The following is a 17,114-nucleotide window of genomic DNA, read 5'->3' as shown; positions in this document are numbered from 1 at the left end:
GCGGGCTTGCTGTTCTACAGATGTTCCAGCAGCAGGGCGATTCGGCGGGCAAATGTATGCTGGTTCAACGTGGTCAACAGCCCCCGCCAAGCCATAGCCTGCCGTTCTTGCTCATGCTTCAGGTAATATTTGATTTTGCTCTCCAGTTCGGCTGCTGTCGTAAACGTCTCAATGTCATAACCCGGTTGGTAAAAGCGGGGCAAGTCACCGCGTGCATCCGTAATCTGCATCGTGCCGCAGGCACTGATCTCATACGTTCTTGGATTGATAGACCGCCCTTCCAGATGATGCGTATTGCGATTGTCCTCGCCATTCTCGCAAGTCCGGTGAACATTAATGACAATCTTGGCGCCGTTGTAATAATTAACAGTTGAGCTTGGATCGATCCATCCCTCATGAATAAAAGGACCGAGTACATCCGACCGTGTCAGCCGGTGCCACTGCCCGCCGGCAATGAATACTTTTTTGTTCGCCAGAAAAGGGGCCAGTTCATCGAACAAGGCGATCCGGTTCCAGAAGCCTGTGCCGATAAAACAAATATCGTATTGGTGTTGAGGCTCGATACGACGAGGCTGGAACATGCCGGGATTAACCGCGAGTGGCATGTAGATGACTCTGCTCGCTCCGTTTCCTCCGTAAAATGGAACCGCAGCTTCTTCATGCGTGAACACCACATCGTAATGCCTGCAGATGGTCGCCGTATCTTCGGTGAAATACGGATCATCTACAAACCATACCGCTGTCCGAATACCGAGGGCCCGTATCCCGTCTACCTGCTCCAGGTGATCCGCAGGAAATACGTGCAATCCGTTCATGACCAATACGACATCCGGCCTGTGCTGACTTGCATCCTGCAGCATGGTTGCCGGCGACCCAACAACACATTCACGCACAGACTGCTGCAGTGCTAAGATGACACCTTCATCGATGGCATCAAACCCTTGCGGAATGTACAGTACTTTCATATCCCGCATGGTCGGCTCAAACATCTGAACTCGCTCCATCATGGCCTGACAGCCGCCGAATCTGCGGCCTTCAGCATATCCGCTGCGGTAAGCTACCTTCGCTTCCGGAAGCGATCGGTGTCGTTTTTTTGCCACATCCTTCACCCTGTCTTCCTTTCAGGAGATCCCGTTTCAGTTTCTCCCCGAGATTGGTCTTCCCTCTAAAGGATATGCCCCGGGGTCAGATGCATCATGGACGGGTGTCCTGCAAGGCGCAAAATTGGCGTCTGCCCTCCACATTGGCCTGTACGGGCATGTCCGCTTCTGCGGCCATGCAAATCACCCGGAGGGAAATATCCCCCCGGGTGATCCTATATGCTGGAGCTGCAGCGATCCCTCTGCCGCTAACCAGGCCTATTCGGTTATTGTGCCTTGTATGCCAACTGATGTCCGTCCTCGAAACCCTTGGCGAAACCCGCGTTGAATCCCTCGTTGTACGCCTCGTTGTAGCCCTGACTGTACGCGTTGTCCGGGTTCGGATCGGTAGGGGTAGCCGGGACGACTGGTTGTACGGGCTTCGGACTCCGGTGCCGCCGTACCGAACGTTTCTTTTTTTTGAGCCACGCACTACGTCCTTTAAGCGTGCGTTTGTGCAGTACACGTTTGCCTTTGATGGCACGCAGCTTACGGATTTTGCGCAGACGGGCACCACGTGCAAGCAAAGCTCTTTTCGTTCTAAGCTTCAACTTTTTCTTTCTCAACATATCAACATTCCTCCTGTATGTCCCGAACGATACGCACCGCATATTCAGGTTCTTTGAGCCACGGCAAGCCGGGCTCCCCTTGCTGGATTCGAGCCAGCCTGATTCCCGTAACCATACGGGACATTTCTTCCTGATACCTGCTCAGCAGACGAATGTTCTCGGCGAGATTGCGGGCAGATACTTCCGAATGAGCGGTTACACTGGCTACACTGTCCAGGATGCGAGCCAGGGCCTGCTGGCTGTGTGCAATGGATTCAATGAGGGCCAGTTTAACTTCCTGCTCACGCTGCAGCAGACTCATTTTCCCAAGTCCCCAAGATCCATGCCGCCAAACATGCCTCCGTCCATCCCGCCTTCTTCAGCACTGTTATCAACCATGACAGCTTTCAAGTTGTTGCAGAGTCCTGTTTCCATCCGGGTTAATCCTTCCAGCATCTCAACCAGTTGATCATGCATTTTCAGCGGTTCTGCCACCTGGTCACCGTGGGTTAGAAATGATTCGCCGTTCAGATGATTCAGCGCCCAATTCCGAACTTTCTCAGCTTCAATCGCCTTGGCTTCCAAGATCAGTGCAATGTTCCATTGCATCTTGGCTGCAGCATCAAGCATCAGAATGAGACTTTGTTCTCTGCTCATGTTCTCTCACCCGCCTTCCGGGCTTATTCTTCCTCTTGACCCGCTATCTCCCGCATGACCTGGGTCAGCGTTTCGGCAACAGCTTCTTCCAGATCCGCAAGGCCACCCAAATAGGAGATAATGCTTTTGTTGATTTGTCCAGAGCTATCCAGCAGACCCTCTACGCCATCCAGCTCCGGTTCGATATCCGGCAAATGATTAATAATTTCAGACATCCGCACAGCGACTTGACGTTTGGCATCCAATACTCGTGCAAGCTGCTGGTGTGAGTGTGCAATATGTGTGAGTATTTCATCAACTTTGCTCTGCATGGTCCTCCTCCTTACCGTCACGGCCTGCTTCACCCATAGAAAAACCCGGCCTATCAGCATTTGCCTGCTACAGCATATGCCGGGCCGGGATCGTCAGTTACTCCAGCTTGCGCCTATATCGTCAAATAACATAACTCCAATCGGAGGAGTATCGGCTCAGGAATTGGCGGGTTCGTTCCTGTTTGGGCCGTAGAAAGATCTCCTCAGGTGTTCCTTGCTCCACGACATGCCCCCCATCCATGAAGATAACCCGATTCGCCACTTCACGGGCAAAACCCATTTCATGGGTAACAACGATCATGGTGATGCCCTCCTGGGCAATCGAACGAATGACCGATAATACCTCTCCGACAAGCTCTGGATCGAGGGCTGAAGTTGGTTCATCGAACAGAATGACCTCTGGATTCAGAGCCAGTGCGCGGGCAATGCCGACCCGCTGCTGCTGTCCGCCGGACAGCATGCTTGGATACTCGTTGATTTTGGCAGAAAGCCCTACTTGTTCAAGAACACGCAGGGCACGTGCACGGGCATCCGCCTTGGTCATCTTCTGTGCCACGATTAGCCCTTCCGTGACGTTATCCAGCACCGTTTTGTGTTTGAACAAATTGTAATGCTGGAAAACCATGGCCGTTTTCCGTCTGATCTGCACGATATCGTGTTTGCGCGCATGTTTGCAGTCCACTCCCAATCCGCTGATTTGGACCTTACCTTCATCCGCACGTTCCAGAAAATTCACACAGCGCAGCAATGTTGTTTTGCCCGACCCGCTGGGTCCAAGGATGGCGACCACATCCCCCTGCTCTACCGTAAGATCAATACCTTTCAGCACTTCCTGCTTGCCAAAAGACTTGTGTATATTGCTTAGTGTAATCATGAAACCCCTCCTTTGCTATACAAGGCAACCCGGCGTTCGAGCAGCGCAGTGATCCGTTCGGCGATGATTGTCAGACCCCAATAGATAACTGCCGCTGCAATGAAGGCCTCCAGAAACTTCAAACTGACTGATGCAACGACATCTGCCTTTCCGAGAATATCCATCTGTGAAACCGTGAAGGCCAGGGTCGATCCATGGAGAAATCCGACAAACATGCTGCACAGATTGGGCAATACAGCACCGATGGCCTGAGGGAGAATGATGCGCCGCAAAGCCTGTGAGGTACTCATGCCTACGGCATGCGCAGCCTCCATCTGTCCACGGTCCACAGCCAGAATACCTGAACGGATAATCTCGGACATATACGCTCCAGCTGTCAGCGAGAAGGCAATCAATACAAACACCAGAATAGGTATGGAAGCCGATTGAAAAGCCCATCCGTACCGTGCAGAGAGTTTATCAATAATCATCGGTATACCGTAATAGATCAGAAACAGATGCATGAGCATCGGCGTACCTCGCAGAAAGGAAACGTAGAAGGCGGCTACCCGGTGAATCCATGGCACCTGATAGATTCGAATCAGCGCAGTGGCAAGACCGATCCCAAAACCTGCAATCAGCGGCACAATCGTTATCACGAGTGTCAGTGGCAATGCCGTCAGAATTTTGAAGAAGGACGTATAAATAAACTGGAGATCAATGGACATATGCTCACCCCGCTATTCGTTTCAGGCGCTCAGCTCTGACCGCTGACTTAGGTATCGTGCTTTTGCGTTCATGACGCTGCAGTCTACGTTCAGCAAGAGCAAACCCTTTTTCAAGGACAATAACAATGACATAATAAACAACCGACAAGCTGATATACACCTCAAGCGCATGTGACGTTGCCGAGATCAGCGTCTGCCCTCTGCCCACCATATCCATGACACCGATGGAAAAAGCAAGGGACGTGTCCTTGAGCGAGCCGATCAGCGTATTCGCCATATTGGGGAAAGCCACAATAAGCGCTTGGGGGACTACGATCCGCCGAAAGGACTGAAACGTAGTCATCCCTGCTGCATATGCCGCCTCGGTCTGGCCCTTGTCAACACTGCGAACGGCTCCGCGGAAGATCTCCGCAAAGGATGCAGCATCGCTAAGTGCATAGGTCACGATGACAAATACCAGCGGATCGGTTCTCGACAGGTCAATGCCAATCGGCTTAAGCAGTTCGGGCAGACCGTAATAGACCAGAAACAGCTTGATGAGAATCGGTGTGCCGCGCATGAAAGATACATACAGGGTGGCGAGCTGACTCAGTACCGGAATTCGGTAGAGTCTAGGAACTGCCAGCAGCACACCGCCTACCAGACCAAGCACAATCGACCCGCCCAGTACGATCAAAGTTATATGCAGATACCTTAACAGTTCCGGGATGAAATCCAGAACCAAGGATATATCGAATGCTTTTCCCATTACCGCTTGCACACCTTTCTCAGGCTACTCTTCAACCGTATAATCCGCCCCAAGCCACTCTGTGCTCAGCTTGCTTAATGTTCCGTCTTCCTTGATTGATTTGAGAGCTTCATCCACCTTGGCTTTGAGTTCCTGCTCATCCTTGTTGAGGATAAAATATACTTTGGAATTTGATAAAGCTTCTCCCACCGTTTTTAATTGGGCATCCACAGCCTTATTCTGATAGTCGATGGCGAACGGTGTACTAATCGTTGCATCCACCCGGCCTGATTTAATCTGGGTAATCGTGTCTTCACCGGCTCCCGAGTATACGATATCAATGCTGTTGCCATTGTCCGCATTCCACTTCTCAGCCAGCACAGCTGCATTGCTCGTTGCACCCACAATCAGTTTTTTCCCTTTCAGATCGTCAATGGAATTCACATCCTGGTTTTTCTGGCTCACGACCACTTTGTTCGGGAAAATATTATAAGCTTCATCATTAAACAGGAACTTTGCCTGTCTCTCTTCATTCACTTCCATTTGGTGAGCGATCAGATCAATTTTTTTCGTCTCCAGGCTAAGCAGCAGGTTTTTGAACTCCATGGTGCTGAACTCAAACTCATACTCGGGCAGCCGTTTATCAATCTCGCGAATCAATTCCACATCGTATCCAGTCAATTTGCCATTCTCATCAATGAAGCACACATTCGGAAATTGCGTACCTGTACCTACGATAATCTTCTTCACTGTATCTTGACCGGACGCAGATGTGGTCTCCGCTTCATTTGAAGCATTGCCTGTGCTGCATCCTGCCAGCACCGCGAGCATAGTTACGAACAGCAGCGCTGTCCGAAATTGATGAATCCCCCATTTTTTAGCCATTCCCGATCTCCTCCACAGGCTGTGTTACACAGCCAATATAATGTGCACTCCCATTTCTCCGATTCTTAACTAACCATTCTTACTTGTATAGTCGGAATTAGGTTGATCAAAGAATATCACCCTGAGTTATCCTGAGGCAATAGAAGCCTAATAGGACATCCTGATAATGTTATAGAACTTCTCTATCCGGACATTTCTTATGAATTCATAAACCTAAAAAAGCCCTTCCCCGACCGGTCTGGTTGAGAAAAGGCTTCTTCGATTCATGATGTTATCTATCTGCGACTGGCCCATGTAATTTTACGTGCGACTTCCAGCCGCTGGGATTGCAGGAGGCCAATTCGTTCTTTACATTTGTCGCGTTCATCCTGGGTGTGTGCTGCATGCAACTGGTTGCACAGCCCCGTCAGCTTACTATTGATATAATCCAGCCGTGTCCATAATTCCTCTTCTGGTGTCCGCTGCTGCTCCGCTGCCGGCTGAAATATCTTGAGCTGGTGGATAAGGGACTGCTGCCATTCCTGATCCTGAATTTGGATGGCAAAATGCAAAAGATCCAGATAATCGTCGATTTGCAACGCTACGCCGCAATCAGGTTTAGTATTCATTGTCGTCTCTCTCCTTATTTCAGTGCTTGGCTGGAATCAGTTACTTCTATTTTACAGGAAAAGGACTGCTTTAGGCGAGGGTTGAAAGTACGAAATTTGGAAATTTTTTTGGTTTTTTTGTGCATAGAAGTTTTCTATCTACATATAGATCGTTTGAATTGGAGCGCACTATTCCTCAAGTCCGTTATACGATAAAATGACTCCAAAATAAGATCTCTCAAAAAAAATAATCAACCTTTACAACATAAAACCCGCTTCAAGGTGTAGTCCTTGGCGGGTCCTCGTCATTTAAATCTTCCGTATCTACCTTGCATCTGTTCAAGCCTTTTCCTGGTTTGGCTGCCTCGTTAGAAGCAGCATAACAAATGAGATGATAATGATGGAACCTGTCCATGCCCATGCCATGGTCTGATTACCGGAATCCACTGCAACATAGATGGCAGTAGGTACCGTTTGGGTTTTGCCAGGAATATTTCCCGCAATCATCAGTGTCGCCCCGAATTCCCCCAGTGCACGAGCGAATCCCAATATAAAAGCAGTCATCAATGCACGTCCTGCAAGCGGCAGCGAAATGTAGCGAAACACCTGCCACTCATTCGCCCCAATCGACCTGCCCGCATCCTCCAGATCCTTATCAATACCGCTGAAACCGGACTTCATGGTCTGATAAATCAGCGGGAAGGCTACAACCACCGAGGCAATCACTGCCGCCCACCAGGAGAAGATCACCGGCGCCGAGAAGATGGCTTCAATCCATTGTCCCAGCAAACTTTTGCGGCCCAGCAAAACGAGCAGCAGAAAGCCAACGACGGTCGGTGGAAGCACCAGCGGCAGCATAAACACGGTTTCTAGCACAATTTTGCCACGAAAAGAGCGGCGTGACATCTGCCAGGCTACCGCAATGCCGAGCAATGCTGCAATGATGCTGGACAACAGAGCAACCTGAAGTGACAGGCGGACAGGTGACCAGAACGCTGACCAGTCTATCTCCGTACCGATCATTCCGGAACTGAGAATCCGTATTTCGCAAATACATCCAGCACTTCAGGGGTTTGCAAATACGAGTAAAATTGTTCTGCTTCTGTCCGGTGTTTCGTGCCCTCAATAATGCCTACCGGATAATTGGCCGGTGTATAACTGTTCTTGTCCACCTCAAATGCAATTTTCACCTGATCCGAGGTCAGTGCATCCGTTTTGTACACAAATCCCGCGTCTGCGTTCCCAGTCTCCACATATTGGAGAACCTGTCTGACATCCTTGCCCTGTACAAGCTTGTTTTCGAGCTGATCCCACATTTTTGCATTCGTCAGTGCTTCCTTCGCATAGGTTCCGGCTGGGACACTTTCTGGAATCCCGATGGCTACAGTTTTAACGGAATCAGCTGTCAGATCCTGCTCGCTCGATACTGCATTTTCACTATCTGCTGGAATGATCGCAACAAGTGAGTTTTGCAGCAAATTTTTCTGATCAGCAGCTGCAATCAGGTTCTCGTCTACCAGAGTATTCATGTTTTTCGTTGCCGCTGATACAAAAATATCAGCAGGTGCACCCTGCTCAATCTGCTGCTGCAGTGCCCCCGATGCCCCGAAGTTAAAGTTGAGTTCAATAGAAGGATGAGCAAGCTCATAGTCTGTTTCAATTTCTTTCATCGCATCGGTCAGACTAGCTGCCGCGGAGATCGTTAATTCTACGGTTTCCTGCGGCTCTGTATTCTCTGCTGAATTGGCATCTCCCGATGTCGCAGGTGCCGAGGACACCGGCTCAACTGCCGTAGATGAATCCGCACTGTCCGCACCAGCACCACAACCCGCCAATACAAGTGCCATTCCGAGAGACATGCTCCCCAGTATGTATCCTATTCTTTTTCTCATTTCTTCTCCCCCTGATCCTTCTACATGTTATATTTAGTTATAACTAGTTATAATTAATTATATTTCATTATACATAAGATCGATCAAATGGGAAGGTCTAGTTTATACACTCCTGCAGTTAATGGTATAGTACAAGAGACTGTATCAAACCTTTTAGCAAACTACACATGATGTTGATGAACTTAATCATATATGCTTTTGCCACCTGAAGGAGGATCTTCACACATGACAGAGGAGCAATCCTATACGACCGAAGAAATATCCAAGCTGCTCAAAATATCCAAACTAACCGTGTATGACCTGATTAAAAAAGGAGACCTTGTCGCTTATCGCGTCGGCAAACAAATGAGAATTGATGCCACCGACCTGGAAGCATATAAGCGGCGTTCCAAGCAGCTGCAATCTCCAACCGGACAGCGCTCCACTTCGATTCATCCCTTGGGCTCAGTGCCTGTGACCGAAAGCATTGATTCGAGTAAACCTTTGACTGCACCTCTAGACGACCATTCTAATGCCTCATCCAGGCTAACATCCGATGCTCCCAGCCTGATACGGGGAGACTCTTCTGTCTCCCATGCTGCCCGGCATGTCGTCATTACCGGGCAGGACGTGAGCCTGGATATTCTTATGCGCCATATGGAGAAACACTCACGGGACATTCGGCCACTGCGTTCTTTCATGGGCAGCCTGGACGGGCTCATCTCCATGTACCGCGGTGAGTCTGACCTGGTCAGCACTCATCTGCTCGATGGGGATACGGGCGAATACAATTTGCCTTACATCCGAAAAATTCTGATTGGCTGGTCCTACGTCGTTGTAAACCTGCTCTCAAGACCAGCAGGATTGTATGTACATCGCGGTAACCCGTTCGGCTTACAGGGCTGGGCAGACCTGGATCAGCCTGACCTGCGGCTCGCTAACCGCGAGAAAGGCTCCGGAGCGCGTGTCTTGCTTGATGAGCAGCTGCGTTTGCACGGGATTCCTTCCTCCCGCCTGATCGGTTATAACCTGGAAGAGACCAGCCATATGGGTGTTGCCGCCAAAATCAGTTCCGGTGAAGCGGATGTCGGCATTGGCATTGAAAAGGCTGCACGTCTTGTCGGTCAGGTTGATTTCATTCCACTCACTCAGGAGCGCTATGATCTGGTTATGTTAAAGAAACCGGGCAATGAGATGTGGACCGATTCGGTCCTGCGCATTCTTCAATCTTCGGAGTTCAGACAGGAACTGCAGTCCTTCGAAGGCTATGACGTTTCCCGTACAGGTGAGATTTTGTACGAAGTATAGCTTGATTCAAACAAACCACAGCCAAACGCAAAAGACGCCGTGCATCTCGCGGCGTCTTTTCCTTTTTGCTTCATATATAAGGTTCTCCTCAAACATCATTTCAGGGAGTTCTGGACTTGTCATATACAATGCGTGCAACTGCATCGTGCTGATGAATGGATTCCTCATTTCGGCAATCGACCCGGAATTTGCGTATCCAGTGCTTCTCATACAGATCGGCTGCGACCAAACGAACCATATCTTCAACAAACCGCGGGTTCTCATAAGCATGTTCCGTTACCCTTTTCTCATCCGGCCTCTTGAGTACGGGGTACAGACAGCTGCTCGCATTGGACTCTGCTGCATTCAACAATTCTTCCTTCCAATAACCCGGAAGCAGTTCTCCTCGTTTCCCATCAATATGTATGCGCAGCATTCCACGCTGGTTGTGCGCACTATATTCACTAATTTCCTTGGAACACGGGCATAACGTAGTAATTTGTATATCCAAGCCCGCACCGATCACCGGAGACTTGCCTGCTTCCCAGCCCACGGTGATGGAGGCCAGTGAATGATTCAATCCGGGCAAACCCGTAACAGGTGCCGCACGTTCGTAAAACCAGGGATACGTCACCTTCAGCTCTGCTTTTGGCTGATTCATCTGCTCCGCAAGCTGCCGTGTCAAGACAACCAAGTCCGGCAATCGATCACTCAGACCCCCCTGGTAGCTGGAATGAAGCTGTTCCATCAACCGGCTCATGTTAACACCTTTGGACTCGCGATCCAAGGATGTGGTGAGCCGGAAGGTTCCCATGGTGGACCACTTTTCCGGGTCTTTGGCTGAAATAACATTCAGAGGATACTTCACATTACTGATTCCCACCTGCTGCAGCTCAAAGAGAAAATCATTTTTGCTATTCTGCAAATCCTGCATGTCTTCCTTACGAAGGGGCTTGTCTCCTTGCACGGGATCTACCGAGCCAAACAACCGCAGCCGCTCAGCCTTGCCTGGCAGCACCATCCTACTGGGCTTGACACTCACATCCGTGTTATTTTGCACCTTGTCAAACACTAACTTCAGCTCCCATCCCCTCTTGTGTTTCTTTCATCCGAAAATGCACATACCTGACAAAATTATTGCCTTATTTCATTACTCTTGCCAATTACTGCTTCAGCGCCAGAATATCCCTGTCTCATCCTGTTCAACCTGCTCAAGCAAATCCTCGAAATGAGGAGCGGGTTCAATGGTATTCACTACATTCCATCCGCTGCCATGCTCATCTTTTGCATAGACTTTCCATTGGTTCCCTTCCCAATGAAACTGGGCAATATCCATCTTGTCCCACTGATAGCGTTCCTGGGCTGGCCTTTCTTCTGTCAAAATCAGTCCGCTTGCATTCATCTGATATGTCAGTTTCACCATCGTACGCAGTGGAGCGGGCACTTTCTCATGGATATAACCGTTCATCACCGACTGAATTCTTCGGATCGTAAAAGAGTCCAGCATGGCATCTCACTCCTTTTTAGCATTTACATCAATAGATAGTCATTAGAATTCCCTGCCAAAACCAGGTCAACAGCAAGGCACTCCCAATCGAAGTTAAAAGCTGTTTGGATGCCATTGTTAAGGCAAAGAATGCTCCTAGTTCCTTGCGTACCGTCCACAGCGTAACCAAACAAGCCGTTAATGTGGAGGCAAGATATACCAGAATGAATAACTGTTCTCCGCTCAAACCTGTAATGAAAGAACCTTGATCCTGGTTTAACACCAGCAGGCCGTCTTTTCGCAAAATGGAAAATAAAATACCTCCTGCAGCCTCAGCTGGCAGATGAACAAGTGTAAGTGCGGGTGCCAATGCACGGGTCAGCACAGACAAGATACCCGTCTGTTCCAAAAGTGTGGCCACGATGCATATGCCGATAAATATAGGCATCGCCTGTGTAAGAAACTGCTTCATTATGGACTTCACACGCCAGCTTATGGAACGCCATGAGGGCTTTTGCAGAAATGTACGGTTAGCAAGCAAAGGCCCCGTCGGCTCCAACTGCTTTCGATTCCACAGCCGGGTATGAAGGGCACCAACAAGCACAAGTACAAGCATATAAGGGAAGAACAACCACGGTTTTCCACCCGAGCTGAATATCGACAGTGATGCACCGATCTGATAGCTGCATGCCGAACCAAAGGCGATCATGGAAACACAGGTTCTGCGCGTGCATGAACTACAAGTGCGGCTCTGAAACACAGCGACCACATTACATCCAAAACCGCTGAGTACCGGAATCAAGTCCTTTCCATTCAAGCCGATTTTTCGCATCCATCCGTCCAGTGAATCGGTAATTCGGTCTTTCAGTCCGCTTTCCTCTGTAACTGCCACACTAACTCCAATCAGAAACACCACTGGAAAGGCCCAAATAAACGAATATAATCCCAAACTGAATATGCCGTAATCTCCTAAAAATATGGATTGAAATGGACTCCATAAGCCGGATATGGCCCCGCGAAGAGGTTCAACAATCCAATCCTCCGCATAAGGTTGCATCCAGTTGGAGAACAGGTAAGCTACATAGACCGGTACAGCAAACAATAATACAAGTGCAGCCAGAGCCCAGAGTCTACCCCAAATTGAATGCTCAAAGACAGTCACTGCCGGTTCAATTACAGCAGATGGTGGCGGGGATTGAATTTCAGGAGTTCTCTTCATCGGCCTGGCAGCTGCAATCGCTCTGAATAATAGCTCGCGTGAGTCATCCTGTATAAGCTTTGCGTTCACCGGCAATACAGAAACGCCAAGACCTTTACGGTAATAGCTGACTTGATCCATTAATCCAGGACCGCATTTATCGACAAAAGTGAGCACCAAAACGACATTAATACCTGCAATGTCCAACATGTCGAGTAGTAAAGGTAGATCCGTCTTGACCGAAGGTGCACGTATAACCAGCACAATCGTATCTGCTTCTGCCAGTTGACGTAATGCAAGCATCGTGGTGACACTGTCATCCTTCAGCCGGATTCCCGGTGTATCAATCAGTTCATGCTCATATTCAGGCAATACTGTTCTCCGAACGGTAACAGTCGATCCGCGAAAATTGGCCTCTTCCCCGGTATCCCTACCTGAAAGTCCCCGAAAGAGCGCTGATTTCCCTGCGGATTCCAAGCCGACCAGTACTACTTTGCTGGGTTCATCAATTTGCTGCAAGACAGAATTCAACATGTGCAATCTTCACCACAGCAAGACAGGTCGTCGAGAAACATTCCTTCCTGCCGATAGATATCCAGAGGTGTCAGATCCAGGCCAAGCCGTTCTCCAATCGCCTTGGCCACAACGGCGAAGCGCTGTCTGAATTTATATATAAAACAAAATTGGAGGTGGTCATGCAGGACTTGCGGTCCGGTGACGAACAGTCCCGAAGTAATCGTCGACTCATCGGCTGCTCCCAATTGGAGCTGACCTTCCTTGTTACGCTCGATTAGATGCTCGATGAGGTGTAGACTGCCTTGGAATCCTGTCGCAAGAACCGGAGCCTGCGCTGTCTTAATTAAATGCGAATCACCGAATTCATTTTCACAGTATAAGGCATAACCTTCTGTTTCTTCTGGCTCTAGCCACTTAACCTCGTACCCCTGTATCAGGTGTATTCGCTCGTGCACCATTTCCGTTCGGAGGCGATCTTTGGTATAGGGACTGAGTTCCACACTTGGATCACTGCTCCCCTTGGACAAACCACGACTGTTTCGATCAATCACCGTTACTTTTTTTCCTAATTTGCTCAGGTGAATAGCTGCATCCACCCCGCTCTCATATCCACCAATGATGACACATTCATCTCCCTGGACTGCTGTCCAGCTCGAGAACAAGCTGCTATGTACACCATATTCGGCCCCTGAAAAGGAATCCAGCTTAGGATACTGGAATTCACCAGCCGCCCAGATCACATACCTTGAACGTAATTCTCCACCCGAGTGAATCAGACGAAAACCGTCATTCTCTGGGATTACCTCTGACACGTCCACTCCCGTTTGCACAGGTAATTTCCTATACTGGCTCACTACCTGCAGATACTGTGCATACTCCAATCCTGTTGGATGTTCTGTGCCCAGCGTATACGCAGGCGATGTCTTCAACGCGACCGCATTCAGATCCATCATGCCGTAGGCATTGCTTGTAAAGGAAGGCGTGATCAGTCGCATTTCCTCAGGTCATGCTAGAAAAGTCGCCCCAACTTCATGGCGTTCCAGAACAGTGAATCGAGTCATACCCAGATCCTGCAGAACAGAGGCCATACCGATACCGGCTGGCCCCCCTCCTACGATGACACAATCATAATCAAATGAATGGCTCATCCATTTTACCAGCTGGACTTGGTCACACCCGGAACCTGTCCCTGATGGGCCAGTTCGCGGAAGACAATACGTGAAACCTTGAATTTGCGCAAATATCCTCTTGGACGTCCCGTCAGTTCGCAGCGATTTTTCAATCTCGTTGGAGAGGCGTTACGCGGCAACTTCTGCAGTGCTTCGTAATCTCCTTTTTCCTTCAGCTCCCGGCGCAACTCTGCGTACTTGGCTACCGTTGCCTGACGCTGTTTTTCACGAACGACTTTTGATTTTTTGGCCATCATTTACAGCTCCTCTACGATTTTTTTGAACATGTTACACCTTACAATTCCGATTACAGAACCTTCTTCCGATCAGACAGTTTCAACAGGCCACGGCAGGGGATTATCAAACCCTCCCCAATCGGCTTGCATCTCCTCATCACTAAGCAGACACTGGTCCAGCTCATCCTCAATCATGTCACGCTCCATCTCGATCCCGATCATCACCAGCTCGGTCTGACGGTCTCCCCACTGGGCATCCCATTTTTCCAGGACATCCGGCTCGGTGCGAAAAATCAATTCCTTGTCCGCTTCCGGCAAGGCCGCGACCCAGTGTCCTGCAGGTCCAAACTGAATGGAAGGCCCCGCCTGGCTCAGGCTTGCTGCAACGTCTCCTTCAGCCGCCAGCCAAACCAGGCCTTTGGCGCGAACGACCTCTTCCGGCCAGTAGCTCATGAACTCAGCCAGACGTGAGGGATGGAATGGCTTTCTGCGACGGTACACGAAGGAGCCAATTCCGTACTCTTCCGTCTCGGGGGTGTGTGATTCTTTTTCCAGCTCCTGAATCCATCCGGCTGACATGCTCGCTTTTTCAAAATCAAAGAGACCGGTATTCAAAATCTCAGCAGGATTCACCTGCCCCTTCACTGTCCGAATAATCTTGGCATGGGGCTGAAGTTTACGGATGATACCTTCAAGCTTGTTCAGCTCCACTTCATCGACCAGATCACATTTGTTCAGCAGCAGGACATCACACGTCTCAATCTGGTCAATCAACAAATCCACCACGTCACGGGTATCTTCCTCTCCTGCTGCCTGATGCCGATCCAGAAGGCTCTGTCCTGAGGCAAAATCATGCCAGAACCGGTTGGCGTCCACCACCGTTACCAGGCAGTCCAGCTTCGCCAGACTTGTCAGATCAATACCCGATTCTTCATCGGCGTATGTAAAGGTCTGCGCTACCGGAACTGGCTCACTGATGCCCGTGGATTCAATCAGGATATAATCGAACCGGCCTTCGTTCACCAGTTTCTCGATTTCCTGCATCAGATCATCCCGCAGCGTGCAGCAGATGCAGCCATTGGATAGCTCAACCAGCTTCTCTTCCGTTCTTGACAACGTGGCTTCCCCCTTGACCAGCGCTGCATCAATGTTCACCTCACTCATGTCATTCACAATGACGGCTACCTTAAGCCCCTGCCGATTGTGCAATACATGATTAAGCACCGTCGTTTTACCTGAACCAAGGTAACCGCTGAGGACCGTTACCGGAACTTGCTTTTGTATCATTTATATCTGCTCCTTATAGCGACAGCCAATAGGTTATCAGCCTTATTAGTAATTATTACGATTAACAACAATGACTATAATCCTGTTGGCTTCTCTTGTCAAATCATTTCTGTAAAAAAAAGACCTACGATCTGGTTCCGGTAGTTCGCATCATCATGATGCCTCCCGAAAATTAGTCCGTAAGCCTTTTAACTTTTGCATCCAAATAGCAGTCTAAGGTCAGCCAGTACGAGTCGTTAAACCAGCACATAACAAAGCATTGCCTGTCCAGAGAGTTTTCTCAGTTTGCAGTAGAGAGCCTTTCTCCATTTCCTGATTCCATCCGTTTTCTAAATATGACGACCAGCATCATGGCAACCAAGGAAAGTAACGTACAGATCGTAAACATCGTGGAATAGGAGCTGTTCTGAACAATCAAGCCCATGGCGAGTCCGCCCAAGGAGAAACCCAGATCGTAGGAGGACATGAACATGCCCATCAATACATACCTGGAATCGGCAGGGAGCACGAAAGACAGGTATGTCGTTAATGTGGGATACATGAGTGCCAGGGCAAAACCACTAAACACCGCGGACAAGTACACCAGGGGACCAATGAGCTCCAGCAGTGCGAGCATCTGGGTTCCCAGAGCTGCACACAGCAGTAATCCGGCAATTAGCCAGGTATTCCAGCTGCCGTCGGAAGGTATTTTTTTGCGCAGCATAAATCGGCATAGAATAACAACCAGTCCCTGGATCGTTAAAAACACCCCGGCACTCGCAAGTCCCGTCGATACCATATACAGCGGAAGAAACGTCGCCGTTGCTCCAAATACGCAGGAAGCACACAGCATGACTACGCTGCTGATCAACAGTGGTGTACTGCGCCAAATACCACGAAAGGAGCGGATCATGTCCCTTAGCGTATATGACTGATTTTGCACCGTACGCCTGGGCAGATCTACACGGTATCCGATTAGCAGTGGCAGTACAGCCAAACCAATCATGAGGACCGTAAACCATATCTCGCGGGCACTTTCCCAGATTTGTATCGCCAGAATCGGAACGATAAGAGAGGGAACCATCGTAAAGAGTGTATACATCGATAACCCCTGTGCCCGGTCCCTATCTTCGAGCTTTTCCACAATGCCAGCCTGCATGGTCATGGAGAAAAACGCAGTCGCCACGCCTTGCAATGCCCGAAGCCAGAGGTAAGCATCCACATCACCAATCATGAAAAGCACCAGTGTTACGGCATGCAAAAGCAGCAGCCATTGCATGACCCGGAGGGGACCATGTTTCCCCAGAAGCTGTGCAGCCAGTGGCCTCAAAAGCATACAAGTGAACATGTAAGCTCCCATCATGAGGCCAATTTCGGCCTGACTTAACCCTGCTGCCTCACTTCTCAGTGGAAGAATAATCGTTAAGGCCGAATTTGCGGCAAAAAATAAAAAAGCCAGCATATAAAACCGGATAAAGGAAAACGAGACCGGATTTAATTTGCCATGATTGTTTGCAGTAGCATCCAATAGTTTGTCCCCACTTTCTCACTATGGCCGGAACATCTGTACCAAATAATCGTAATCATTATGATTAAAAGGACAATTTATCGTATACTGCTTGTCTTGTCAATGAAATTGTATGCTTACTT

At 49.3% G+C, this 17,114-nt stretch carries 19 protein-coding genes and 1 pseudogene; 1 reads left to right on the top strand and 19 read right to left on the bottom strand.

All coding sequences use genetic code 11. The annotated features are described in order from the left end of the window. Positions 1-14 precede the first annotated feature (14 nt). From MH144_RS22530 to modA, 12 genes are all read right to left on the bottom strand, one after another. A complete protein-coding gene (locus MH144_RS22530) occupies positions 15-1,109 on the bottom strand; it encodes a CgeB family protein (RefSeq protein WP_239304306.1) in 1,095 nt (364 codons plus the stop codon). A 257-nt stretch (positions 1,110-1,366) separates the two neighbouring features. Beyond that, positions 1,367-1,708 carry a FliH/SctL family protein gene (locus tag MH144_RS22525; RefSeq protein ID WP_095291948.1) on the bottom strand — a complete coding sequence of 114 codons (342 nt, stop codon included), beginning with the start codon at positions 1,706-1,708 and terminating at the stop codon, positions 1,367-1,369. Between the two features lies 1 nt (position 1,709). Then, positions 1,710-2,009: a hypothetical protein gene (locus tag MH144_RS22520; protein ID WP_095291950.1), complete on the bottom strand. Its 300-nt coding sequence runs from the start codon at positions 2,007-2,009 to the stop codon at positions 1,710-1,712. Further along, complete coding sequence (locus MH144_RS22515) at positions 2,006-2,344, bottom strand: alpha-helical endospore appendage domain-containing protein (RefSeq protein WP_239304304.1); 339 nt, start codon at positions 2,342-2,344, stop codon at positions 2,006-2,008. Before MH144_RS22515 ends, MH144_RS22520 begins: the two co-directional genes overlap by 4 nt. A 23-nt stretch (positions 2,345-2,367) precedes the next feature. Beyond that, entirely contained in the window at positions 2,368-2,655 is a 288-nt protein-coding gene (locus MH144_RS22510) for a nucleoside-diphosphate sugar epimerase (RefSeq protein WP_239304302.1), read from the bottom strand. 121 nt (positions 2,656-2,776) lie between these two features. Next, entirely contained in the window at positions 2,777-3,529 is a 753-nt protein-coding gene (locus MH144_RS22505; RefSeq protein WP_221807669.1) for an amino acid ABC transporter ATP-binding protein, read from the bottom strand. Further along, positions 3,526-4,236, bottom strand: coding sequence for an amino acid ABC transporter permease (locus tag MH144_RS22500; RefSeq protein WP_239304300.1), 711 nt, complete (start codon positions 4,234-4,236; stop codon positions 3,526-3,528). Before MH144_RS22500 ends, MH144_RS22505 begins: the two co-directional genes overlap by 4 nt. Positions 4,237-4,240: 4 nt before the next feature. Further along, positions 4,241-4,984, bottom strand: a complete 744-nt coding sequence (locus MH144_RS22495) for an amino acid ABC transporter permease (RefSeq protein WP_239304298.1) — start codon at positions 4,982-4,984, stop codon at positions 4,241-4,243. A gap of 24 nt (positions 4,985-5,008) precedes the next feature. Next, entirely contained in the window at positions 5,009-5,848 is an 840-nt protein-coding gene (locus tag MH144_RS22490; RefSeq protein ID WP_239304296.1) for a transporter substrate-binding domain-containing protein, read from the bottom strand. A 275-nt stretch (positions 5,849-6,123) separates the two neighbouring features. After that, positions 6,124-6,456: a hypothetical protein gene (locus MH144_RS22485; RefSeq protein ID WP_239304294.1), complete on the bottom strand. Its 333-nt coding sequence runs from the start codon at positions 6,454-6,456 to the stop codon at positions 6,124-6,126. 318 nt (positions 6,457-6,774) lie between these two features. Further along, entirely contained in the window at positions 6,775-7,458 is a 684-nt protein-coding gene (gene modB / locus MH144_RS22480; protein WP_239304292.1) for a molybdate ABC transporter permease subunit, read from the bottom strand. Further along, complete coding sequence (modA, locus tag MH144_RS22475) at positions 7,455-8,327, bottom strand: molybdate ABC transporter substrate-binding protein (protein ID WP_239304290.1); 873 nt, start codon at positions 8,325-8,327, stop codon at positions 7,455-7,457. The genes modB and modA overlap by 4 nt, the downstream gene beginning before the upstream one ends. Before the next feature lie 225 nt (positions 8,328-8,552). Here modA and MH144_RS22470 point away from each other — a divergent pair, with 225 nt between their 5' ends. Next, on the top strand, positions 8,553-9,614 hold the full coding sequence (locus MH144_RS22470) for a substrate-binding domain-containing protein (protein ID WP_239304288.1): 1,062 nt from the start codon (positions 8,553-8,555) through the stop codon (positions 9,612-9,614). Between the two features lie 100 nt (positions 9,615-9,714). On the opposite strand, the gene folE2 is transcribed toward MH144_RS22470, so the two are convergent. From folE2 to cntE, 7 genes and pseudogenes are all read right to left on the bottom strand, one after another. Next, complete coding sequence (folE2, locus tag MH144_RS22465) at positions 9,715-10,614, bottom strand: GTP cyclohydrolase FolE2 (RefSeq protein ID WP_239304379.1); 900 nt, start codon at positions 10,612-10,614, stop codon at positions 9,715-9,717. 150 nt (positions 10,615-10,764) lie between these two features. Then, positions 10,765-11,100 (bottom strand): DUF3024 domain-containing protein, encoded by a 336-nt coding sequence (locus MH144_RS22460; RefSeq protein ID WP_239304286.1) that lies wholly within the window; start codon positions 11,098-11,100, stop codon positions 10,765-10,767. A gap of 28 nt (positions 11,101-11,128) precedes the next feature. Continuing rightward, positions 11,129-12,811 carry a nucleoside recognition domain-containing protein gene (locus tag MH144_RS22455; protein ID WP_239304284.1) on the bottom strand — a complete coding sequence of 561 codons (1,683 nt, stop codon included), beginning with the start codon at positions 12,809-12,811 and terminating at the stop codon, positions 11,129-11,131. After that, a pseudogene (locus MH144_RS22450) lies at positions 12,805-13,941 on the bottom strand (NAD(P)/FAD-dependent oxidoreductase). Before MH144_RS22450 ends, MH144_RS22455 begins: the two are co-directional and overlap by 7 nt. Positions 13,942-13,946: 5 nt before the next feature. Then, on the bottom strand, positions 13,947-14,216 hold the full coding sequence (gene rpsN, locus MH144_RS22445; protein ID WP_239304282.1) for a 30S ribosomal protein S14: 270 nt from the start codon (positions 14,214-14,216) through the stop codon (positions 13,947-13,949). A gap of 72 nt (positions 14,217-14,288) precedes the next feature. After that, the gene (locus MH144_RS22440) at positions 14,289-15,485 is read right to left on the bottom strand and encodes a GTP-binding protein (protein ID WP_239304280.1); all 1,197 of its coding nucleotides are present in this window, start codon (positions 15,483-15,485) and stop codon (positions 14,289-14,291) included. Positions 15,486-15,765: 280 nt separating this feature from the next. Then, positions 15,766-16,992 carry a staphylopine family metallophore export MFS transporter CntE gene (gene cntE, locus MH144_RS22435; RefSeq protein ID WP_239304278.1) on the bottom strand — a complete coding sequence of 409 codons (1,227 nt, stop codon included), beginning with the start codon at positions 16,990-16,992 and terminating at the stop codon, positions 15,766-15,768. Positions 16,993-17,114: the final 122 nt, after the last annotated feature.

It is taken from the genome of Paenibacillus sp. ACRRY, assembly GCF_022346995.1.
In the GTDB taxonomy this organism is placed as follows: Bacteria; Bacillota; Bacilli; order Paenibacillales; family Paenibacillaceae; genus Paenibacillus.
This window is presented reverse-complemented; position numbering and strand designations above follow the sequence as displayed.